The 23,107-nt window shown below is 68.9% G+C and carries 16 protein-coding genes and 4 pseudogenes; 12 read left to right on the top strand and 8 right to left on the bottom strand.

The window, feature by feature from the left end:
- Positions 1 to 286: 286 nt before the first annotated feature.
- From P1P75_RS00745 to P1P75_RS00730, 4 genes are all read right to left on the bottom strand, one after another.
- A complete protein-coding gene (locus P1P75_RS00745) occupies positions 287 to 2,248 on the bottom strand; it encodes a beta-L-arabinofuranosidase domain-containing protein (protein WP_319250865.1) in 1,962 nt (653 codons plus the stop codon).
- Between the two features lie 88 nt (positions 2,249 to 2,336).
- A complete protein-coding gene (locus tag P1P75_RS00740) occupies positions 2,337 to 3,158 on the bottom strand; it encodes a carbohydrate ABC transporter permease (protein ID WP_319250863.1) in 822 nt (273 codons plus the stop codon).
- Positions 3,159 to 3,186: 28 nt separating this feature from the next.
- Positions 3,187 to 4,149, bottom strand: coding sequence for a sugar ABC transporter permease (locus P1P75_RS00735; protein WP_319250861.1), 963 nt, complete (start codon positions 4,147 to 4,149; stop codon positions 3,187 to 3,189).
- Positions 4,150 to 4,201: 52 nt separating this feature from the next.
- Positions 4,202 to 5,518, bottom strand: a complete 1,317-nt coding sequence (locus P1P75_RS00730) for a sugar ABC transporter substrate-binding protein (protein WP_319250859.1) — start codon at positions 5,516 to 5,518, stop codon at positions 4,202 to 4,204.
- Positions 5,519 to 5,800: 282 nt separating this feature from the next.
- Here P1P75_RS00730 and P1P75_RS00725 point away from each other — a divergent pair, with 282 nt between their 5' ends.
- The 6 genes and pseudogenes from P1P75_RS00725 to P1P75_RS00700 form a co-directional block, all read left to right on the top strand.
- Entirely contained in the window at positions 5,801 to 6,829 is a 1,029-nt protein-coding gene (locus P1P75_RS00725) for a LacI family DNA-binding transcriptional regulator (RefSeq protein WP_190047131.1), read from the top strand.
- A 478-nt stretch (positions 6,830 to 7,307) separates the two neighbouring features.
- Positions 7,308 to 10,577 (top strand): discoidin domain-containing protein, encoded by a 3,270-nt coding sequence (locus P1P75_RS00720; RefSeq protein WP_319250857.1) that lies wholly within the window; start codon positions 7,308 to 7,310, stop codon positions 10,575 to 10,577.
- 12 nt (positions 10,578 to 10,589) lie between these two features.
- Entirely contained in the window at positions 10,590 to 12,089 is a 1,500-nt protein-coding gene (locus P1P75_RS00715) for a family 43 glycosylhydrolase (RefSeq protein ID WP_319250855.1), read from the top strand.
- A gap of 4 nt (positions 12,090 to 12,093) precedes the next feature.
- Positions 12,094 to 13,248 carry an RICIN domain-containing protein gene (locus P1P75_RS00710; protein WP_319250852.1) on the top strand — a complete coding sequence of 385 codons (1,155 nt, stop codon included), beginning with the start codon at positions 12,094 to 12,096 and terminating at the stop codon, positions 13,246 to 13,248.
- A gap of 219 nt (positions 13,249 to 13,467) precedes the next feature.
- A pseudogene (locus P1P75_RS00705) lies at positions 13,468 to 13,749 on the top strand (transposase family protein); the annotation flags it as partial.
- A 157-nt stretch (positions 13,750 to 13,906) separates the two neighbouring features.
- Positions 13,907 to 14,449 (top strand): annotated as a pseudogene (locus tag P1P75_RS00700) (FAD-dependent monooxygenase); the annotation flags it as partial.
- Between the two features lie 92 nt (positions 14,450 to 14,541).
- Here P1P75_RS00700 and P1P75_RS00695 read toward each other — a convergent pair.
- A complete protein-coding gene (locus P1P75_RS00695; protein WP_319250851.1) occupies positions 14,542 to 15,414 on the bottom strand; it encodes a helix-turn-helix transcriptional regulator in 873 nt (290 codons plus the stop codon).
- Positions 15,415 to 15,747: 333 nt separating this feature from the next.
- Here P1P75_RS00695 and P1P75_RS00690 point away from each other — a divergent pair.
- The 4 genes and pseudogenes from P1P75_RS00690 to P1P75_RS00675 all read left to right on the top strand — a co-directional run.
- A pseudogene (locus tag P1P75_RS00690) lies at positions 15,748 to 15,864 on the top strand (aldo/keto reductase); the annotation flags it as partial.
- A gap of 245 nt (positions 15,865 to 16,109) precedes the next feature.
- Positions 16,110 to 17,465, top strand: a complete 1,356-nt coding sequence (locus P1P75_RS00685) for an ice-binding family protein (protein ID WP_319250849.1) — start codon at positions 16,110 to 16,112, stop codon at positions 17,463 to 17,465.
- Between the two features lie 302 nt (positions 17,466 to 17,767).
- Positions 17,768 to 18,313, top strand: a complete 546-nt coding sequence (locus P1P75_RS00680; RefSeq protein ID WP_319250847.1) for a DUF5819 family protein — start codon at positions 17,768 to 17,770, stop codon at positions 18,311 to 18,313.
- Complete coding sequence (locus tag P1P75_RS00675; protein ID WP_319250845.1) at positions 18,303 to 19,496, top strand: HTTM domain-containing protein; 1,194 nt, start codon at positions 18,303 to 18,305, stop codon at positions 19,494 to 19,496. Before P1P75_RS00680 ends, P1P75_RS00675 begins: the two co-directional genes overlap by 11 nt.
- Positions 19,497 to 19,958: 462 nt before the next feature.
- Here P1P75_RS00675 and P1P75_RS00670 read toward each other — a convergent pair whose 3' ends face one another.
- From P1P75_RS00670 to P1P75_RS00660, 3 genes are all read right to left on the bottom strand, one after another.
- Complete coding sequence (locus P1P75_RS00670) at positions 19,959 to 20,225, bottom strand: hypothetical protein (protein WP_319250843.1); 267 nt, start codon at positions 20,223 to 20,225, stop codon at positions 19,959 to 19,961.
- 90 nt (positions 20,226 to 20,315) lie between these two features.
- Positions 20,316 to 20,504, bottom strand: a complete 189-nt coding sequence (locus P1P75_RS00665; protein WP_190047119.1) for a hypothetical protein — start codon at positions 20,502 to 20,504, stop codon at positions 20,316 to 20,318.
- A 5-nt stretch (positions 20,505 to 20,509) separates the two neighbouring features.
- Positions 20,510 to 21,085 carry a DUF5994 family protein gene (locus tag P1P75_RS00660; protein WP_319250840.1) on the bottom strand — a complete coding sequence of 192 codons (576 nt, stop codon included), beginning with the start codon at positions 21,083 to 21,085 and terminating at the stop codon, positions 20,510 to 20,512.
- Positions 21,086 to 21,375: 290 nt separating this feature from the next.
- On the opposite strand from P1P75_RS00660, the gene P1P75_RS00655 reads away from it, so the two are divergent.
- Positions 21,376 to 21,882 carry a DUF5994 family protein gene (locus P1P75_RS00655; protein WP_319250838.1) on the top strand — a complete coding sequence of 169 codons (507 nt, stop codon included), beginning with the start codon at positions 21,376 to 21,378 and terminating at the stop codon, positions 21,880 to 21,882.
- A 546-nt stretch (positions 21,883 to 22,428) separates the two neighbouring features.
- Positions 22,429 to 22,596 (top strand): annotated as a pseudogene (locus P1P75_RS00650) (ISL3 family transposase); the annotation flags it as partial.
- Positions 22,597 to 23,107: the final 511 nt, after the last annotated feature.

Raw genomic sequence — 23,107 nt, 5'->3', positions numbered from 1 at the left:
GGCGTGGGGGGTGTTCTGCACGGGGATCCCTTCGGCGTGGGGTGGGAGCGCTCCCAGAAGCAGCCTTCCGAGGGAAGCAATGAAACGGTTCAGCGTCAAGGGGCCGCGTGAGGCGGGGCCGCTTGCGGTTCGTCAAGGGGCCCTGGCCGGGGGCACCGCAGCGTGCCGCCGGCCGCCGCCACACGCCGCTGTCCAGCAGACGGGACGGGACACTGACCGGGCCGCCGCGTCGCACCGTGCGAACCTCTCGTGACGGTGCCGTCCTCATGGTCCGTGCCGCGCCCGGCTACCTACCTGTGGGGGTGCTGTCCGGCGGGATCGCACGGGTCGGCTCCACGACCGGCAACCACACCCGCACCGTCGAAGGCCCGCGGTTCGCCCACGAGTGGTAAGGGACCAGGACGATCTCCGCGCGGTCGGTCGACGGCTCGGCGGCGGCCGCGTCGAGCGGCCGGTACGGCCAGGTACCGTCGCGCTGTACGTCGTAAGCGGTGATCTGCCCTGGGGTGACCACCGTGCCGTCCGGCCCGTCCTTTGGCGATGCTGCCGGGTCCACCCGGATCACCTCGACGTCGTGGCCGCCCGGCAGGTCCACGGACTCTGCGCAGTACACCAGCGGCCCGCGCTGGACGGCCACCGTGCCGCGGACCGCGTCGACGCGTGGGTCGGCCCGGATCCAGCGCGGCCGTACGGGCAGTTCGAGCCGGATCTCGTCACCGGGCCGGAAACGGCGGGTCACCTCGGCCATGCCGGGGGGCACCGTACGGCGGGCCCCGTCCGGGTCCACCAGCCATGCCGTCGCGCCCTGCGTCCACGCGGGGACGCGCAACGACACCGTCCAGGGGCGGCCCGACGACGACCGGTCGATGCGCACGCTCACGGTTCCGCCCGACGGATAGTCGGTCCGAACGCTCAGCGCGACGTCATGGCCGCCCGCGAGCGAGGTGGCGATCTCCGCGTCGGCGTACTGGTGCAGCTGCAGGCCGTGGTCGTCGGCCGTCGCGAGGTACGCGGGCAGCTGAGCCAGCGTCCGCGCCACATTGGTCGGGCAGCAGGACACCGCGAACCAGGGCGCGCGCAGGCTGGACTCGGCGCGCGCACTCACCGCGTCCGCCGCCGGCACGGCGCCCCGGTGGCGCCGGTGCAGGGTGTTGGCGTAGAAGAAGGCCCGGCCGTCCTCCGCCGGGGACGTCGCGACCACGTTGAAGAGTGTCCGCTCGGCGAGGTCGGCGTAGCGCGGATCGCCCGTGGCCAGGAGCAGCCGCCAGCTGAGCATCACGGAGGCGACGCCGGCGCAGGTCTCCGAGTAGGAGCGGTCCGGCGGGAGGACGAAGTCGTCGCCGAAGGACTCGTCGCGGTGGTGTGATCCCATGCCGCCGGTGAGATGGGTCCGTCGGGCGACCGTGGCCTCCCATTGCCGTACGACCGCGTCGAGGAGGTCGTCGTCGCCGGTCTCCACGGCCACGTCGACGGCGCCGGCCGCGAGGTAGAGGGCACGGACGGCGTGGCCGCGCAGCACTGTGGCCCGTCGTACGGGCACGTCGTCCTGGTAGTAGACGCGGCCGAACTCGCCGTCGGCGAGCGTGCCGTGGCCACGGCGGTCGATGAAGATCGCGGCCTGGTCGAGGTAGCGCTGTTCCCCCGTCGCTCTGGCCAGTTCGACCAGGGCCGTCTCGATCTCGGGATGCCCGCAGACGCCCTCGATGCCGCCCCGCCCGAAGGTGGCGCAGACGTGGTCGGCAGTGCGTCGGGCGATCTTCGTCAGCTCGCCCTCGCCCCGGGCCCGGGCCTGGGCCACGCCCGCCTGGATCAAGAACCCGTTGCAGTAGAGCTCGTGGCCCCATTCGAGGTCGCTGTAGCGGGCGGGCTGCCCGGGGTGGCCGAAGGCGGTGTTCAGGTAGCCGTCCGGTTCCTGGGCGGACGCGACGACCTCGGTGAGTGCGGCGATGTCCGTGTCGAGCGGACTCCCTGGGCCGGCCTGCCAGGCCATGGCTTCGAGGAGCTTGTAGACCTCGGAGTCGGCGAACTCCCGGCCGCGCCGGTCCCGGTGGGCGCGCCCCTGGGCGGCGGCCCGGAAGTTGCCGGTCCAGCCGACGCGTTCCATCCAGTCGCGGCAGTGGCCGAGGGTGGCGCTCTCGTTGGTGTGCCGTCGACGGGCCCAGAATCCCCCGGTGATCCTGACCTCGTCGAGACCGAGCGGTCGCAGCCGGCCGCGGGTCGGTGCCACCGGCAGGACGGATGGCCCCACTGCGTTTCCCTTCACGACTTCATGCCTTCGATGCGTCCCTTCGGTTGTCCGGCCGGGTCCTGCGGTCACGTCGCTCGCGCCTCAGGCATCAGCCCTTGAGCGCACCCGACATGAAGCCCCTTATGTAGTGCCGTTGAAGCAGCAGGAACAGGAGGAGGCAGGGGACGGCGAGAACCACCACGCCTGCCTCGGTGGCGCCGTAGTCGACGGCGCCCATGCTCTGCTGCCGCAGATTCGCGACGGCCAGTGGCAGCGGCGCCTTCTCGCTGTCGGAGATGAGGATCAGCGGTGCGATGAAGTCGTTCCAGGCGGCGAGGAACGCGAAGAGACCGACGGTGATCAGTCCCGGTCGTACGGCCGGAAGGAGGACCCGCCGCAGTGCGCCCGCCGTGCCGCAGCCGTCGACCAGCGCGGACTCCTCCAGTTCGCGCGGCACCGCCTCGAAGGAGATGCGCATCATGAAGGTGGCGAACGGCAGTTGGAACATCGCCAGGACCAGGCTCAGCCCGATCAGCGAGTTCTGCAGGTGGAGTCTGCCGAGCAGTACGTAGAGAGGGATGAGGAGGGTGGCGTACGGGACCATGAGGATGGCCAGGGTCAGCAGGAACAGCAGGTTCTTGCCGGGGAAGTCGAAGCGGGCGAAGGCGTAGCCGCCCAGCAGTGACACCCCGAGGGTCACCACGACGGTCAGCGCCGAGACGACGGTGCTGTTGAGGAGGTACCGCCACAGGCCGGCGTCGTAGTCGAGCAGTGTGCGGTAGTTGCCGAACCCGTAGCCGGATTCCTGTGCGGTGCCCGGCTGTCCGCTGACGGATGCCCAGGCGTTCCACAGCAGCGGGAAGAGGAAGATGACGGCCAGGCCGCCGGCGACGACGAAGTAGGGCGTCCTGCCGAGGGTGCGGATCAGCACCGTGGTGTCCCTTCTCTCGAGGTACGCCTCATGACTCGTCGGCGCGACGCAGACCGCGGAACTGAAGGGCGTTGAACAGGAGCAGCACCGCCAGCACGAGGATCGACAGGGCGGCCGCGGTGCCGAGGTTCATCCGCTGGAAGGCCTCTCGGTAGATCAACTGGACGACGGTGACGGTGCTGTTGTCCGGTCCGCCCTTGGTGAGGATGAAGAACTGGTCGAAGGCGAGGAGCGATCCGGTCACGCACAGCAGCAGCGTCAGGGCGAGGGACGGCCGTAGCAGCGGCAGCGTGATGGAGCGGAAGATCTGACCGCGGCCGGCACCGTCCATGCGGGCAGCCTCGAACACGTCCTGCGGGATGCGCTGGAGACCCACGAGGAGGATCAGCATGTAGAAGCCGGCGAACTTCCAGACGATGAGGAAGACCGTCGACAGCAGGGCGGAGGTCGGTGTGCCGAGGAAGGACACCGGGTCGTCGACGAGGCCGAGTTCCTCGAGGATGCGGCTGAGCGGGCCGGTGCTGGGGCTGTACAGGCCCCAGAACAGCAGGGACGCGGAGGCCAGTCCCAGGGCTCCGGGCAGGAAGTAGACCGTACGGAAGAAGCCCGTCCCTGGCCGGGACTCCTGTACCAGCAGGGCGAGGCCGAGGGCCAGACCGAGGAGCACGACCGTGACGATCACCGTGTAGAGCAGGGTGAAGCGGACCGCGGGCCAAAAGAGGGTGCTGTCGGTCACGTCGGTGTAGTTCTCCGGGGCGTTGAAGCCCCGGTCGCCCGCGAGGAGCGGCCAGTCGCTGAGCGACATCTGCCCCACGAGCAGCAGCGGCAGCAGGAAGAACACCGCGACGAAAACGGCCGTGGGGGCCGCGTAGGCAATACCCTTCGCCTGACGGGATCGCCATCGGGGCGGGGTGGTGCGGGAGGGACGGGCCCGGCGTTCCGGCCGGGTCCCGGGTTCGGCCGCCGCTGGGTCGGCTGCCTTCACCTGCATGGCTCTCCTCTGCCGTGTGACGTGGGAAGGCTCTGGCCGAGCCGGGTGACGTTCAGTCGGCGAGTGAGGCGCTGACCGCGTCGTTGTCCTTGTCGAGGGACGACCCGTCGCCGAAGACGGCGTCGCGCATCAGCTTGAGCCACGGCCCGTTGGGGTCGTTGAAGGTCTGGCCGAACTTCAGCGCGTACGGGGTACGGCCATCGGCCACCAGTGCGTTGATCGTCACCAGCCGCGGGTCCGCCTTGGAGTACTTGTTGGACGCGAGGTCGGTGCGCGCCACCACGTCCTTGTGCGCGGCGACCACTTCGACCTGCGCTTCGTCGCCCAGTGACCAGGCGAGGAAGTTCCAGGCCTGGTCGGCCGACCTGCTGGTGGCGGAGATGCCGATGGCGTCACCGCCGACGAAGGTGGACCTGCCGCCGTCCGGTCCGGGGATGGGGGCGACGCCGAGGTCGAGGTTCTCGGGCATCAGCCCGAGGGTGGTCGACGGCATCGGCATGACGCCGACCTTCCCCTTGGGGAAGACCCCGGTCCAGGTCGTGCCCGTCTCCTCGCGTGCGCCGGGCGCCACGATGTCGTCCTTCACCCACCCGCGGTAGGTGTCGTAGACCTTCCGCGCGGTGTCGGAGGAGAGCTCGGCCTCGGTTCCTTCCTTGTTCAGCACATCGTCGCCCGCCGCCCAGATCGACGGCCACCAGGTGAAGACGCCGCAGCCGCCGCAGTTGCCGCCGAAGAAGGTGCCGTTGACGTCCCCGCCCAGCGCGTCCACGGCCCGTGCCTGCCGGTCCCACTCGCTCAGGCTGGTGGGCGGCTTGTCGGGGTCGAGCTTGGCCTTGCGGTAGAGGTCCTTGTTGTAGAAGAGGACCGAGAGGTCGAGGGTGTGCGGTACGACGTACTTCTTGTCCTCGTACGTGCCGGCCTTGATGTGCGACTGCGCGAGTTTCCCGGCGAAGGGCAGGGCGTCGACGCGGTCGGTGAGGTCGGCGAAGAGTCCGTTGGAGGTGTAGTTCGGGACGAACACCACGTCGGAGGCGAACAGGTCGGGCAGGTCCTTGGACCCGGCGGCCGCTCCGACCTTGGCCTGGTAGTCGTCGGTGGGGACGACGGTCAGCTCGATCTTGTTCTTGTGGCCCGCGTTGTACGCCTTGACCAGCGCCTCGCTCTGCGGCCGGGTCGCCGCACGCGTCCACATCGTCAGCGTCGCACCGTCGTCGACGCCGTTGGCGTCCGCCGCCCCGCCTCCTCCCCCACCGCCCGAGCCGCCGTCCCCCGACCCGCACGCCGTGACCAGACTCGCCGCGGCGAGCAGGGCGACGGCGCCGGTGACGAGACGGCGTACACGTCCACGTGATCCGGCCGTGCTCCCCATGTTCGCTCCCCCTCTTGGCGCGGCAGGCCGTGCCCGGCCGGCCGTCGGGACGATGGATACCGATGGCTGTGGTGGCGCTGGACCGTGCGAGAGAAACGAGCCGAAAAGGTTTTCTGGAACGCTAGAACTCGGCTCGGCGCTCGTCAATCCCCTTGCAGAGGGCGACTACCGGAAGGCATCACAAGGCAGGGCTGATCCACGTCCGAAACCTTTCGCGTACTGTTTTGGGCCTGACGTGCCGGTGTCGACGGCCTCGGCACGCGAGACGAGGCAGGAGCACCCATGGCACAGGCCACCGACCCCTCTCGTTCGCAGCCCACCACACTCACCGACGTCGCCCGGCTGGCAGGCGTGTCCGTCGCCACCGCGTCCAAGGCCCTCAACGGCCGCAGCCAGGTGCGCGCCGAGACCCGGCAGCGGGTGATCGACGCGGCCGAGCGGCTGTCCTTCCGGCCCAACCTGCTGGCCCGCGGTCTGCTCGCCGGGCGCACGGGCACCGTCGGCCTGCTCACCAGTGACCTGGAGGGCCGGTTCAGCATCCCGATCCTCATGGGCGCCGAGGACGCCTTCGGAGCGGGGGAGGTCGCGGTGTTCCTCTGCGACGCCCGTGGCGACGCGATCCGCGAGCAGCACCACGTCCGCGCGCTGCTGGGCCGCCGGGTCGACGGCCTCATCGTGGTGGGCAGCCGCACCGATCCGCGCCCGTCCCTGGGCCGCGAGCTGCCCGTCCCCGTCGTCTACGCGTACGCGCCGTCGGAGGATCCGGCGGATCTGTCCATCGTCCCCGACAGCGTGGGCGCCGGCCGGATCGCCGTGGAGCATCTGCTCGCCTGCGGCCGCAGCCGGATCGCGCACATCACCGGCGATCCCCGGTATCTCGCGGCGCAGGAGCGGGCCTTGGGCGCCCGGTCCGCACTGGCCGATGCCGGACTCGCCCTGGTCGGCGAACCACGGTTCGGGGTGTGGTCGGAGGGCTGGGGACGGGCGGCCGCCGCGATGCTGCTCGACCAGCACCCGGACATCGACGCCGTCCTGTGCGGCAGCGACCAGATCGCTCGCGGTGTCATGGACGTGCTGCGCGAGCGGGGCCACCGGGTGCCGGAGGACGTGGCGGTCATGGGCTTCGACAACTGGAGGATTCTCACCTCCGCCTCCCGCCCACCGCTGACCAGCGTCGACATGAACCTCGAACAGGTTGGACGGGCGGCCGCGCACGCCCTGTTCAGCGCGATCGCCGGGGCGCGGCACTCCGGCGTGGAGACCCTGCCCTGCCGGGTGGCGATCAGGGGGTCCACCGCGCCGTTGGCCTGAGCCCCGCAGCCGGCACCCTGGGGCCTCTCACGGACCTCTTGACAGTTGCGGGGACCGCACCTACGTTGCGAAAACCTTTTAGGTTCCGTTTCAGCGTGTCTCTGGGGGGCCAGGGAGCCACTCCCCACGACGGTCTCCTGCTTCGCCCTCCAGCGCTTTCTCCTGCACCACGTCATGTCGCACGTCATGCCACATCGTTATGTCATGAGCACCACATGAGCGACGGCAGTCGATGCCCCGTCACCATGCGCGCCCGGGTGCGGACACGTGCCGTCGACAGGACAGGTCGACCGGACAGGGAGCACCCGATGAGAAGACGACCTACGGCGGTCCCCGCAGTGACCGACAGCGTGTCCCACCGGCACCACGCCGGCGCACGAGGCAACGGCGGCACGACCAGGCTCCGGCGGAAGGCAGCCTCGACAGCGGACTCGAACGCCGCGCGTCTGCCGGGTGCCCAGGAACGGCAGGCCCTGTGATGAAACGCCTCCTCCTCGCACTGGCGCTCATCGTCTGTTCCGTCCTCACCGTGGCACCGGCCCACGCGGCGCAGACCATCGGGTTCCCCTCCTTCGGCGGACCCGCGATCCCGTCCCCGCCCGTCGCCTACACCCCGGGCGACATGATGAAGAGCATCTACGACGCGGAGAGTTCGGGGACCGATTTCTGGATGGACCGCCTGCTGGCCCGTTCCGGCGACGACCCGTCGGGACCCTGGCTGATGAGCCGTGGCCGCGCCGTCTTCATGAAGGAACACGACCCTTCCAAGCTGGGGTTCGGCGGCAAGGTCGCCTACTGGGAGAGCATCAACGACAACAGCGCCTACACCGTCGCGATCACCCCGGGCACCTTCACAGAGCAGGTCTCCCAGCGCCGTCAGGTCCCCAGCCACTGGAAGAGTGTGCACACCAACGGCTCGGTCACCGTCGACCAGACGAAGTTCGTCACCGACAACAACGTCGCCGTGACCAACCTGTCCATCAAGAACAACGGCACGAGTTCCACCACGCTGCAGCTGCGGGCGACCTCCCCCTACGCCACCACGGGCACCGGCAGTGAACTGACCGGTCAGGTGAACGCCTACAACAACCTCACGACCATCCGCCCGCGTCTCACCGGCGACGGCTTCGCCGTCTCCAGCGGCGGCCTCAACCGGTCGGTGACGGTCGCGGCCGGAGCCACGGTGACCGCGAAGGTGGTCATGGGCTTCGTCACCGACGAGATCCCCGAGTCCCTCACGGAGTACAACGCCTACGCGGGACACTCCCCCGCGACCGCGTTCGCGACCCACGTCAAGGCGTACAACCTGTGGTGGGCACAGAACGTGCCCTACATCGACGTGCCCGAGGCCGCGATCAAGAAGAGCGTCTACTACCGCTGGTGGCTGATGCGCTTCAACAACCTCGACGCCGACATCCCCGGGCAGACCTTCCAGTTCCCGACCTCCACCGAGGGCGTCCTCGGCTACAACAACGCGATCGCGCTCACCCAGCCCATGCACATCGACGACCTCAAGTACCTGCGCAACCCGGCTTACGCGTACGGGGACTGGCTGAGCGTCGGGCAGACCTCCAAGGGCGGCCGCTTCCTCGACAACCCGGGTGACCCGGAGAACTGGTCCAACAGCTACACCCAGTACATCGCCGAGGCCGCGTGGAAGAGCTACCAGATCCACGGCGGCCAGCCGGCGATCGCCGGCAACCTCGCCCACTACGCGGAGGGCGACGTCAAGGGCCAACTCGCCCATTACGACCACGACAACAACAAGCTGATCGAGTACGACTGGGGCGCCCTGACCGGCAACGACGCCGACGCCGTCTCCTTCCACTGGAAGCCCGGGAACATGGACCGCGCCGAGTCCGCCTACCAGTACAGCGGCGCCCTCGCCGCCGCGCAGGCCTACGAGGCGACCGGCAACACGGCCAAGGCCACCGAGATGCGCACGCTCGCGACGCAGATCAAGGACGCGATCGTCAACGTGCTGTGGAACCCCAACCGGCAACTGTTCGAGCACCGGCTGAAGTCGACCAACGAGTGGGTGCCCTGGAAGGAGATCAACAACTACTATCCGTTCTCGGTCGGAGCCGTTCCCAACACCGCGACCTACAAGCAGGCGCTGCGTCTGTTCGACGATCCGGCCCAGTACCCCGTCTTCCCCTTCTACACGGCCAACCAGGTCGACAAGAAGGCGGCGGCCGACGCCGGGGAGCCGGGCTCCAACAACTTCTCCACCATCAACTCCACCGTCCAGTTCCGGCTCTACTCCTCGGTGCTGCGCAACTACCCCAACTCCTGGATGAACGCGACCGACTACAAGAAGCTGCTCTACTGGAACGCCTGGGCGCAGTACGTCGGCGGCAACACCCAGTGGCCGGACGCCAACGAGTTCTGGGCCGACTGGAACGGCAGCTCGATCAACTACCGGTCCTGGATCCACCACAACATCCTCGGCAGCAGCAACTGGACGGTGATCGAGGACGTCGCCGGCCTGCGGCCCCGTAACGACGCCAAGGTCGAACTCTCCCCGATCGACATCGGCTGGAGTCACTTCACGGTCAACAACCTCCGCTACCGGGGCGCCGACCTGTCCGTCGTCTGGGACGACCCGGCCGACGGCGTGGTGCGCTACCCGGGCGTCCCGCAGGGGTACTCGATCTACGTCAACGGCAACCGGACCGCCACCGTCAACGCGCTGGTGCCCTTCACCTGGGATCCGGCCACCGGTGACGTCACCACGACCGGCACGGTCACCCACCACACGGCCGCCCCGGGCCTCAAAGCCCCCAACCAGGTCGTCCAGGACAGCCCTCGGCTGGTCGACATGTTCGCCAAGGCCGGCGTCGACCTGACCGCCGGTCCGACCAACCTCGCCGCCGGGGCGACGCCGTCCGCCTCGCACACCGGCTCCGGCAGCACCCTCTCCGGCGCGGTCGACGGCTACCCCACCAACGAGCCGTTCTGGGGCGCCGGTGGCTCCCCCAACAGCCAGGACTGGTACGAGCTGAACCTCGGCACCGCCCGTACGTTCAACGAGGTGCGCCTCCACTTCAAGGACAGCCGTCCCGCGAGCACCACCTACCGGGCCCCGTCCGCGTACACCGTGCAGTTCTACAACGGCAGTGCGTGGGTGGACGCGCCCGGCCAGACCAAGAGCCCGGCGGCACCACGGGCCAACTACAACCTGGTGCGGTTCCCGGCGGTCAGCGCCCAACGCGTACGGGTCCTCGCCACCAACGCCTCCGGGGCCAGGACGGGGCTCACCGAGGTGAGGATCTTCAACCGTGGTGGCGTCCAGCCACCGGCCAACCTGGCGACGTCCGCGACGGCGTCCGCGTCGTACACCTCCTCCTGGGAGAGCGTCACCGCCGTCAACGACGGCATCGACCCGCCCTCGTCCAACGACACCGTGAACCCGCGGTGGGGCACCTGGCCGGAGACCGGACAGCAGTGGGCCGAACTGACCTGGCCGTCGGCGAAGACCGTCAACAAGGCCGAGGTCTACTTCTTCGACGACGACCAGGGCATCGACATGCCCGCCTCGTGGAAGCTCCAGTACTGGAACGGCAGCGCCTACGTCGACCTACCCGGGGCGAGCGGCTACCCCCTGGTCAAGAACCAGTACAACACCGTCACGTTCACCGCGACGAACACCACGCGCCTGCGGGTGCTGCTCACCGGCAACGGCACCAACTCCGTCGGACTCCTGGAGACGAAGGTGTACGGCCCCACCACAACCTCCACGCGATGAAGGGTGTGCCCAGTGACTCGTTCCAGATGCCTGTCCGTGCTCACCGCCGTGCTCGCCACGGTGGTCGCCTTCCTGGTGGCGCCTCCACGAGCCGCCGCCGCAGCCGTCACGTTCACCTCGACCGGGGTGAATCAGAACGGCGGCAACTGCCTCGACCTGCCGGGCGGTTCGCCGGCCAACGGGACCCAGCTGCGCGCGTTCACCTGCGGTTCCGGGGCGAACCAGAACCTCGGCTTCGCTCCCGTCGCGGGGCCGAGCGACACCTACACGGTCACCACCCAGTCCGGTCAGTGCGTCGACGTCCACGGCGCGTCCACGGCGGACGACGCCGCGATCATCCAGTGGCCCTGCCACGGCGGGTCGAACCAGCAGTGGCGGCTCACGCCGGTGTCGGTGAGCGGCACCGACAAGACGTTCAACCTGGTCTCCGTCAGCTCCGGCAAGTGCGTGACGCCGAGCGGCGGATCGTCCGCTTCGAACACCAGCCTGGTGCAGCTGCCATGCGCCGCCGCGAACGGCAGGGTGTGGCGGCTGCCCGGCTTCACCGGCGGCTCCACGAGCCCGCGCACCTTCACCAACCCGCTCTCCCAGCACGGACCCGACCCCTGGCTGACGTACTACGACGGGTACTACTACCTCGCCACCACCACCTGGAACTCGACGGTCACCATGCGTAGGGCCGGAACCCTCGCGGGGCTCGCCACCGCCACCGACCAGGTGATCTTCAACCTCACCAGGCCCAACGGCGCCGGCACGATGTGGGCCCCGGAGTTCCACCTCCTCGACGGCCCCAACGGAAAGCGGTGGTACTTCTACTACACGGCCGGCCGGGAGCCGTACGACCTGGGCACCCAGCGGATCCACGTACTCGAGAGCGCGGGCCTGGACCCGATGGGCCCCTACAGCTTCAAGGCGGACCTGCTCGACCCGACGCAGGACAACACCTGGGAGCTGGACCCGGGCATCCTGCAGCTGAACGGCAAGCTGTACCTCCTGGGCACCTTCTACAACGGCTCGCAGCCCATGTTCATCCGGCCGCTGTCCAACCCGTGGACCGCGAGCGGCACCCGACGGGTACTGTCCACCCCCACCTACAGCTGGGAGACGGTGGGCGGCGCGGTCAACGAGGGCGCCGAAGTCCTCCAGCGTGGCGGCAAGACGTTCATCGTCTACTCCGCCAGCCACTGCTCCACACCCGACTACAAACTGGGGATGCTCACCCACAACGGCGGCGACCCTCTCAACGCCTCCTCGTGGGTCAAGTCGCCGAACCCGGTCTTCCAGAGGTCCAACGCCAACAATGTGTACGGTCCTGGCCACAACGGCTTCTTCAAGTCACCCGACGGGACCGAGGACTGGATGGTCTACCACGCCAACAGCTCCACTTCCGGCGGCTGCGACATGAACCGCAGCACCAGGGCGCAGAAGTTCACCTGGAACGCCGACGGCACACCGAACTTCGGCACCCCGGCGGCCCTCGGCGTCCAACTGCCCGCACCGTCAGGGGAGTAACCCGATGACACGACGATCTCGCTTCCTGTCCCTGTGGGCGGTCGTGCTCACCGTGCTGATCGGTACGGTCCTGGGCACCGTCGCGATCGCACCACCCGTCCACGCCGCGACGGCGTTCACCTCCACCGCGGTCAACCAGAACGGCGGCAACTGCCTGGATCTGCCGGGCGGCTCCGCCGCCGACGGCGTCCAGCTCATCCAATGGGCCTGCCATGGCGCCGGCAACCAGACCTTCACCTTCACTCCGGTCAGCGGGAGCACCGACCAGTACGGCATCCGCACATCGAGCGCCGGAAAGTGCGTGGACGTCAACGGAGCGTCCAGCGCCGACAACGCAACAATCGTCCAGCGGAACTGCGGCACCGTTGCCAGCCAGAGGTTCCGCCTGGTGCCCGTGACGATCAACGGAACGAACAACGTCTTCAACCTCCAGGCGGTCCACTCCGGCAAATGCGTCGCCCCGTCGGGCGACTCGTCCAGCGGCAACACAGGCATCGTTCAGCTGCCCTGCGGCAATGCGACGTCGCGGGCATGGCGGCTGCCCGGCTTCGCCGGCAGCCCGACCACGCCGCCGGCCAGGACCGTCCGGGTCTACTGGCTCAAACCCTTTGACGTTCCGTTCGACCAGCGATACCCCGACGGTATCGCCAACGTGATGCGCGAGGCACAGCGCTACTACAAGCAGGAGCTCGGCAAGACCTTCACGCTGAACAACCCCGTGGTCGAGGTCGTGAACGGCGACCAGCCTCGCAGCTGGTACGAGAACACGCCCAACGGCGGCGACCGCTACTGGTGGGCCGTGACGAACATGCAGAACGAACTCGCCAGGAAGTTCGGCCTGAACAACCCGGACAGCCGGTGGCTCAACGTGGGCGAGATCAGTGCCGAGGGAGAAGGCGCGGGCGGAGGCGCCAGCCCCGGATGGGTCGTACTGAGCGGGCACGACGCCGACGGCGCCGCAGGCACCGGCGGACAGTCGATGAACCGCTGGTACGGCGGGATGGTGCACGAACTCGGACACGCCTTCGGCCTTCCGGACTCGGCCTCGACGGACGGCACACCCATGTCGGCGTCCTTCTACGACTACCCGAACACCCACTTCAACCAGAGCCAGAAGAACCAGATCCTGAACGGGCCCTACGGGAGCTTCCTCTCCTGACGCCTCACCGGCAGCGCGGCATCGGTGCGATGCCCGCTGCCGGTGCCGTGAGCCGAGCGCTCTGTCCGTTGACGGTTGAGGCATTGTGGCGAGGACGAGCAATGAGCCTTTTCAGCGTGGCCACCGATCGGGTGATGACCTCGGTGCCCACAACGGACAGGGCTCCCGTGCCGTTGGGTAAGGTGTTCGAAGTCTCAACCTGCCGGCCCAGAAGCCCTGTTGGTTCCCTGTCCTGCCGCACTCGACCTGCCTCATACCCTGGTCGAGCGGGTCACGATGCTTATCGTCACCCGTGAGGGTGACCGCCGCTGCAAGCTCCCGCCGCACAAGCACGCCCTCGTCGCTCTCGCCTACCTGCGCAAGCACGACACTCTCGCGCAGATCGCCGCCGGGTTCGGCATATCCGTAGGCACCGCCCACGCCTACACCACCGCCGTCGTGCGGCTCCTCGTCGACCGGGCGCCAGGCCTGCTCAAGACCCTGCGCGAGCACGATCCGGACGCCTGTCGCGTCTGTTCGCGGCCGTCGGCACCAGCGTGCCCGGACACATCCTGTCGCGCCGGCTGGATGCGGCGTACAGCATGCTGACCTCCGAGCCGACCAGAGGTCTGCGCACGTCGGACGTGGCGGCACGGTGCGGCTTCACGTCGGTCGCGTACTACGGTTCTCCACGGAGTACGTCTCGCACGTGCAGGACGCAGACGACGTCGACGTCCTGGCCCGGGACCGGCTGACCGGGGCGGAGTACACCATCCGGGCCAAGTACCTGATCGGCGCCGACGGTGCCCGCTCCAAGGTCGCCGCGGACATCGGCCTGCCCTACGAAGGCGAGATGGACATCGCCGGGTCGATGAACATCACCTTCAAGGCCGACATCGAGGCCGACGTCGGTCACCGGCCCTCGGTCCTCTACTGGGTGATCCAGCCGGGGGCGAACGTCGGAGGCATCGGAGCCGGCCTGGTGCGCATGGTGCGTCCGTGGAACGAGTGGCTGATCGTCTGGTGCTACGACATCAAGGACGAGCCGCCTGGCGTCGACGAGGCGTCCGCGACCCAGATCGTGCGCGATCTCCTCGGTATGCCCGACATCGACGTCGAGATCACCGGCACCAGCCTGTGGGGCAACAACGAGATGTACGCCAAGCACCTCCAGAAAGGCCGCGTCTTCTGTGCCGGGGACGCTGTCCACCGACACCCGCCGCGCGGTGCCCGCCGGGCCAGGGATCCGATCACGGCAGCGTTTCCGCAGGGCGTGTGTCATGGCGTCAGGCACAGGCATGGGCAGCTGCCGGTTCAGGAACGGCTGGCCGCCTCGATGTGCATCTTGGTGACGTCGGTGATGAGGTCGCGGGTGCTGTCGGGGCCGAGGGCCTGAGTGCGGAGGTGGTCGTACAGCACGCCGTAGTGCCGCACGTCGGACGGCTTGTCCAGGTAGAGGTCGTTGGCGAACCGGTCCAGGTGCACCACCCCTGCCGTCGGGCTGTCGGCCGAACGCAGGATGGAGAACTGTCCTGACAGGCCCGGGTGAGCGCCCGCGGCATAGGGCAGGACCTCTACCGTGACATGCGGCTCGGTGCTCAGTGCGTTCAGGTGCTCCAGTTGTTCGCGCATGATCTCGGGGCTGCCGACGACACGGTGCAGTGCCGATTCGTCCAGGACGGCCCACAGGCGCAGCGGGCGGGCCGGATCGTAGATCCGGTGCTGGCGGCGCAGCCGCACTGAGAGGCGCGTGGCGGCCTGTTGGGTGGTGAGCCGGGGGATCGATCTCCCGATGAGGGCGTGGGCGTAGGCGGGTGTCTGCAGCAGTCCGGGGATCCACAGGGGCTCGTAGGTGTGCAGGGAGGTGGCGTCCGTCTCCAGGGCGATGTAGACGCTCTGGGGAATGCCTTTGTAGGTGTGCCACCAGCCCTGCTGTCCGGATTCCCTGGCCATCTGCATCAGTGAGTCGACGACCTGCTGGTCCGTCACTTCGTAGAGGGTGCACAGCTCGCGCACGTCGCGAGGGCTGACGGCGCGGTTGCCGTTCTCCATGTGGCTGATCTTGGGCTGGGAGACCATGAGCCGATCCGCCACCTCGGAGCCTTTCAGCCCGCTGGCCTGGCGCAGCCGGCGCAGTTCGGCCCCCAGACGGCGTCTTTGGACGGTGGGGTTGATGTTCGCCGCCACGAGCGGTGTACCTCCGGCCTCAAGTCATCGCACTGGGCTGCACGTTCCCATGGAACGAGACGTGTTGATCGTGCGCCGTGCCGCCGTGTCAGGGGGCAACTGAAACGGTACCTGCCGTTGTAATTTGCCCCAGGTCAGGAGCCGTCAGGGGGACGGCTCCTGTACGCGGGCACCGCTGCTGCCGCCGTGCTGCGCACCTGCCGGTCGGGCGGCAGGTCTGCCGGACGTGTTCCGTCACTCACCGACGCCCCGCGCTTTCCACGTCGCCCGCGTGCCAGGCCACCGATGCAGTGCTGCGCATCCCGGTCCGCCGCGCCGGCGGGAGCGGCCACCGTGCAGCGCGTGAAGCTTGGTTCGACGGGTCTGTACGTGCCGCGGATCTGTCCGGGCTGCACGACCTACGGAGTCCCCGGCCGGGGCACTCATGAGTGGAGCCTTGATAAGGCCGCGCCGGCAGGACTCTCCCCCGGCTGCCGATTGCCGCCTATTCCGAGGCACGCGCATAGTCGGAAATGGTGAATCAAATTATTTACCCAGCACTGTGCGCTGTTTGAATGAGCGGCAATTTGACACAGTCCCGTCCATGCCGGAGAAGAGATATTTCTGCGTAATATGCGACGGCAGCAACGCATTAGGTTTTCCGGGCGATCGGTAGGGCCCGGTATCCCATGGCCCCCACAGAAAATGGCCTTTCGATGAAGCTGAAAATCCCGCAAGCAGCCCGCCGCCGTGCTCTCTCCGGCTTGCTGGCCTCGGCCCTCGCCGCGACAGTTTCCGCTGCGACGGTCTTCCTGACTCCGACGGCGGCGTCGGCCATCGCCTTGCCCGTACCTCTGGGCACCACCGCCAGTTACTCCGTGCTGGCTGGTGCGGGAGTCACCAACACCGGCAACTCGGTGCTCGCCCACGACCTCGGGACGCACCCGACCCCGTCCATCACCGGGTTCCCGCCCGGCCTGGTGGGAGGTGCCATCCACGCTGCGGACGCAGCGGCGCTCCAGGCCAAGGCCGACCTCCTCGTGGCGTACAACAACGCCGCCGGCCAAGCTCAGGACTTCGCCCTTCCGGCGGGGATCGGCGGGGGACCGGCGCTGATTCCCGGTGTCTACCGCGCCACGGCCGGTGTCGGTATCACCGGCGACCTGGTCCTGGACGGCCAGGGAAGCTCCGACGCGGTGTGGGTCTTCCAGATTCCCGAGTCCCTGACGACGGCAACCTCCAGCCGGATCCTCCTCACCAACGGCGCCTCGCCCTGCAACGTGTTCTGGCAGATCGGCGAAGATGCGTCGCTCGGCGTCACCACCAGTTTCGTGGGCACCCTGCTGGCCGAGAACTCCATCACCGTGAACCAGGGAACCAACGTCGAGGGCCGGCTTCTGGCCCAGGTAGGTTCTGTGACCCTCAACAACAACAGGGTCTTCCTCGGCGGGTGCGCGGCCTCCACCACGGGTGGGACCACCGCCGGCACGACGACCGGCACCACCACCGGCACCACCGCCGGCACCACCGCCGGCACCACCGCCGGCACCACCGCCGGCACGACCACGAGCGGCGGTCTTCTCGGCGGAGGCCTCGTCAGTGGCGGCCTCCTGGGCGGACCCATCGTCGGGACCGGCGGCACGTCGGGCAACACCGCCGGCAACACGTCGGGGAACACCTCGGGCACCACGTCCGGGAACACCGCCGGGAACACCGCCGGGAACACCACGGGCGGCAACACCGCGGGCAACAACGCGGGGAACACCACCGGCGGGCCCGGCGGACACGACCACGCACCGGGCCGCCCGGACCACGACGACAAGCCCGCAAAGGGCCACGGCGGCAAGCTCGACCTCGGGCAGTACGTCCGTCCCGGTGAGCTCGACCACGGCGGGTACGACCACGGCAAGCAGCCCGACGACAGCTTCGGCTACGACGACGTGCCCAGGGGCCACGAGGGCGACGAGGGCGACGAGGGCCACGGCCACCCCAATGGCCACGAGGGCGAAGAGGGCGACGAGCACACCAAGGGCCACCACGGCGAAGAGCACGCCAAGGGCCACGAGGGCTAGGCAGCGCACCCCGGCCGGCCCGCTCACCGGGCAAGGGCGCGCGGCGGAATTCCCCTCGGATCCGCCGCGCGCCGCCGGTGGGCGGCCGGCGCAGAACACAGGTGCGAGCAGAGGAAACGAGAAGGACAGTGTGCGCGATGTCGAGCGGAACTGACTCAACTGGCGTGAAGGAAGTTCAGCACTTTGCATCGGGCCCGGCCCTGCGGGAATGTCCCGACACCACGGCCGCGCCGCCCAGGTTCTCCAGACGTGCCCGCGCACTCCAAGCCGGGGTGTGCACCACGGTCATCCTGTGTCTGACGGTGAGTATCGTCCACGTGTTTCTGGTGTTCCTTCACGTGGCGCCGGCCAACCCGGTATCCCAGCAATACAGCCCGGTGATCAATTCCTGGGTGTACCCCTACTTCGAACAGAACTGGCGGCTTTTCGCCCCGGACCCCGAATCCGTCAACCGGCAGATCCTCGCGAGAACCGCACACACCGGCCCCGACGGATCGGTGCACGCCAGTCCCTGGTTCGACCTGAGCGCCGTGGACACGTCCGCAGTCGCACACCAGCCGTTTCCCAGCCACACGGCACAGAACATGCTGCGCCGCGCCTGGGCCGGCTACGTCGACTCACACGGAGGGGACGACAAGGCACGCACCGAGCGTGCCCGGATGATGCAGAAGTACCTGGGCAACATCGCCGCGGACCGTGCCGCCGCCCACGGCAGCACAGCCTTCGGCTTCATCCAGCTCCGCGTCGTCACCCGGCCCATCGTCGCGCCCGGCACCGCCGGCCGTCCCCCGACGCCGGTCGAGAACCGGCTCCTGCCCTGGTGGAAGGTGACCGGCCATGGAGAATGAGGCCCCAGGGACCACATCCCCCGTCGGCAACCGGCAGCTCGCCGGCCGGATCGGCGCCGCCTGGGATCTTCTCACCGGCCGGCCGGTGTCCCTGTACGCCGCGTCCGTGCTGCGTATCGGCTACGGACTGCTCTACCTGATCTTCCTGCTGCGCGAGTTCCCCCACCGTGACCAGATCTGGGGCCCCCACTCTCCCTGGACGCCCGCACTCGCACACCAGCTGTACGAGCAGACGGGGTGGAAGAGCGTTCTGGCCCTGTCCGAGGACCGCGCCTACTTCGAGTGCTGCTACCTGCTGGCCCTTGTCGCGTCCGCGCTCTTCATGCTCGGCTGGCACACCCGCGTCACGTCCGTCCTCTTCGCCGTCCTGGTGACCTCCTTCCACGGCCGGGCGATCTTCATGACGGACGGCGGCGACAACCTGGTCCTGCTGATGGCCCTCTACCTCGTCCTCACCGCGTGCGGCCGGCGCTGGTCCCTGGACGCGCGCAGAAACAGACTGCAAGCGGCCCGTGCCGGCAGTCCGCCGAAACCGGCGCTGAGCCCTTTCGAACGGCAACTCCACGACGCACGAACCACCCTGACCGCGGTGGTGCACAACTGCGGCATGTTCGTCATCGCGGCACAGGTCTGTTTCCTCTACGGATCCGCCGGCCTGTACAAGGTGCAGGGAGCCACCTGGGGCGGCGGCACCGCCCTCCACTACGCCCTCAACCTCGAACTCTTCCGGCCCTGGCCCGCTCTCTCCCACTTCGTGGCCGAGCACACCCTCCTGGTCACGCTCGCGGGCTACGCGACCGTGCTCCTGCAGGTGGCCTTCCCGTTCGTGCTGTTCGGCAGGCTCAAGTACCCGGTCCTGGCCATGCTGCTGGGCATGCACCTCGGCATCGCCGTCCTCATGGGACTCCCGCTCTTCTCCGGCGCGATGATCGTCGCGGACGCCGTGTTCCTCCCTGACCGCTTCTACACCTTCCTCCCCCGCCTCTGCCGACGCGCGGTCCGGCGTACGCACGGGCGGCGCCCCGCACCCGGACAGACGCCCGGCAGGAAGGCCGTACCCGCCCAGGGCCGCACCGGCGGCGCAGCCGGCGCACACCATCGGGCCGTCCCTGCGGCAAGCCGCAAAAGCACCCCACCGGCCGCCGGGCCTGCATCCCCCCAAACCCCCAACGACAACAGCTGAGTTCCGGCGGTACGGTCCAGGCCCCCGGCGGCCGGGCACCTTGTGAGTGGGACGTCCACGCAAGACAACTCCCGGGCACGGCCGGGCCACACTCCACGGCTCCCGCAGCCCCCGGCGTGACGTCATGACAGCGTGAGCCACCGCCCCGCCGGCACCCGTAGACGCGCCGAAACACCCGCCGAGGCCGGCCGGCAGCGGATCCCGGCGTCTACGCCGGACATCGACTGATCGCGTCCGGACGAGATCACACCTGCAAGCAGGTCAGACGTCGCGCGTCCGCCCACTCCTTTTCGACGCCGCCGGGTCGGAACGGCACTTCGCCTCGGCGGCTTCGCCCATGGACCAGCCTCGACGGCGTCGTACGGGACCCGGAGCACCTGATCGCGGTGGGACCTGCGTTCGCGCAGCGGGGCCATGGCCGCGTCCTCTCGTGAGCGGGGGTGGGCTCCGGGCCCGGGGCGTTCAGATCTCGTCGGAGTGGGCGCCCGCGCCGGCGGGGCTCCGGCTGGCGGCCAGCCGGGAACTGGCGGGGCCGGCGGAAACTGCCGTGTCCACGGTGAGGTGGAGGCGCGTGTCACCGTCGAGGCCGGGATAGCTGCGCTCTGCCGTTCCGGCGAAGCAGCCGCGGAGGGCTTCCGCGACCGCTCGGGCGGCTTCGGGCGTGCGCGCGATGATCCGTACCTCGGCGTGCCCGAGCGACGGCAGTATCTGGGGCTCGATGTACTTCACGTGGTGTTCCCTTCAGGGTGGCGAGAAGCTGGCAGGTCGGGACGCCATGGCGCCCCGACCGCTGCTCCCGGTCGGAGGAAGATCTCTTCCTCACCGGTCGGCATCCGTGCGGTGGGCTCGACGACCGGTGTCGTCCGGCAGACCGGGAGGTCTCGGCAGGGGGTCGCTGAAGTGGTAGGCCGCGATCCGCGCGTCGTGCTGGGCGTTCAGCAGGTGGATCCAGCGCATTCCGATGGCGATCGCAAGGATGATCACCGCGATGAGGACGAAGGTCTCCACGGAGCTCACCTCCAGCCGTTTGTGGGCAGCGGCAGGCTGCTTCGGTCAAGCGGGTTCCCGAAGGGGGACATACAGGCCCCGCCTTCGCCCTCCCAGGTGGCTTCCCGGCGGCGGGCGTCGCGGATGCCGCGCCCGATGGCAGTCTCGTTGCCCATGAGGACGCCTGCCGTCAGGGCGCTGCCCGGGATCGCGGCGGCGGCCATCAGCCGGGCCGCGGCCGCGGGCTCGGTATCGGGCGGAACCACCAGCAGGTCCCAGCGGCCGACGGTATAGGAGAGCAGAATGAGCTTGTCGGGGTCCTGTTCGGTGAACCAGCCCACGTGCACGGTGTTCCCGGCCACGGGAACCGTGTGCGGGATGGCGGGCCAGCGGGTGGGGTTCACGGTGACGCGGGTGACGCGCCCCCAGGGTTCTTCCAGGGCGGCGGCGAGCGCCGGAATCTCGGCTGCAAGGTCGCGGGAGTAGGGCCACCAGGCGCCGTCCAACTGGCCGGCGAGGGTGGTCTTCGGGGTGAGGAACAGGCGTGCCGGGAGCTCCGGGGCTAGGCCGCGGGGCGCGGTCCGGTCGAGGGTGGTGGTCATGATGCGGACCTGCCTCCGGACCAGCCCGTCGGCAGTCCGGCTTTTGGCGATCGCCGGAAATGACACCTGCGTGAAAGCGGGTGTGCGAAATACTTCCGGTGCTTTCACTGTACTCCTGCTCGATGGACGATCTTCGGTGTGACCAGGTATTTTCCGGCGGAGGCGCTGTGGAGAGCGGCGGTGCGGGCGGCGGGAGTACCGTGAAACGACGGGCTCGCGTACGTAGCAGGCCGCCATCGCTGCTGCCCTGCGACGAGGCGGAGCCGCACCCCGTTGACGGGCGGATTGATATGGCTGACTCCGACATCCACGGCAAGCCACCACTGCTCCTGCCAGATGCGATCCACCAGGCGGTCAAACCCGGCACGGCGCTGCTGCGGCTGGAGACCACACGGTCCCGGGAAGGGCTCCTGGACGGCGCATGGTGGCCCCACACCTACGACATCGAGACGGAGCTGCCCGCACTGATCAGCGTGTTGACCGGGCATCTCGGGCCGATCACCCGCGTGGGCGTGGACGCGGCCGCCTGGAACGGCCTCCCGACCCGCCTGGTCATCGACGACCAGGTCGTGCACCTCGACTCCGACCCGGTCGGCGACAACACCGTCCTCATCACCCGCGGCAACAACGACCACTTCGCCCTGCTGGTCGTTCCCCCGGACACCACCGCCGACGCCGCCCGCGAAGCGATGGCCCACGCCGTCCGCGCCGACAACATCACCGACGCCGCTCAGATCCTCATCGCCACCACCCCCAAACCTGAACAGGACCAGGACGTTGACCGGAAAGTTCGCTGAAGAGCGGCTGGCGACAACCGCCAGGCACCACTTACGCCCTGGCCTACGTACGCCACGACCCCGACCACAGCCAGTAGCACGCAGGAGAAGGGCCTTACAGCATCTCGGCGTTCGGGTGGTGGGCCTGCAGCCCCTCCCACAGGTCGATCTCCTCAGGGGTGGGGGATCCTCGGGCCGGCTGATGTGCACGCGCTTGGGCCGCAGCGGCAGGCCGCCGTCGATCACTGCTTCCGCGGCTTCGGCCCAGCCCCCCGGTAAAGGGAGGCAACCGAGGGGTGCCCGCGTTCTTCCCAGTCAGGTTGGTGAGCGGCTACGGAGCCGTCCGCGCCCACCTCCAGCCGTTCCGGACATCCCCGACCGCGCCTGCAGCCCGTCCGCCGTCCCCACGCACGGTCACCGGCTGGATCCTGACTCACCCCGACCGACACCCTGCCGGAGAGCGAGCGTCTGAAGCTCAAATGGAAGATGCTTACCCAGCTCCAGGGCGACCAGCTCCCGCAATGGATCAAGGCGGTCCGCGCCGACGACCTGCCCACCCTCCACACCTTCGTCAACGGCCTCGAACGCGATCTCGCCGCTGTCACCGCCGGCCTGACACCGCCGTGGAGCTCCGGCATCGTCGAAGGCCACGTCAACCGGATCAAAATGATCAAACGCCAGATGTACGGCCGGGCCGGTTTCAGCCTGCTGCGGAAGCGAGTCCTCCTTGCCTGACTGCAGCTCTGTCACTCGACGAGCGGGTCCGCTCCGGTGATCGAAAACGGCACGGGATCCAGGGCAGCTTTGTCCGGCATGAGTCGACGGCCCGCGTGACCCAGGCGGTCACTGCGTCGCGATCTGCCGCGATCGCGTGAAGCTCACGCGCCTTCCCCTGGGCATCGACCTCACACGGGACCGGGGCGTCCTCTCGAAGGACTCGTTCGAAGTAATCGCGGGCCGTGTCGGGATCCCCCACCAGGGCGGCTGCGATCCCAGAGTCGAAGCTGTCCCAAAGAAGTCCCCGCCGCACCGGCCTGGATGTCAGGTATCGAGCGGCATCCGGCAGACGCGCAAACTTCTCCCTCAGCGCGGTCACGTTCGCAGCCGCCTGCCGACTTGAGTTCAGGCGCCAGCGACGTGAACTGGTCCTCGTCGCGAACCAGCTCGGAGCCGACCCGGGCTGCATCCACGTGGAAGGCCAGGTGGCCCACGTCGTGCCACAGCCACATCGCACCGACGTACAGAC

Source organism: Streptomyces sp. ID05-39B, from assembly GCF_033794725.1.
Taxonomy (GTDB): domain Bacteria; phylum Actinomycetota; class Actinomycetes; order Streptomycetales; family Streptomycetaceae; genus Streptomyces; species Streptomyces bobili.
Note: the sequence above shows the minus strand (reverse complement) of the source record. Positions and strands in the feature narration are given on the sequence as shown.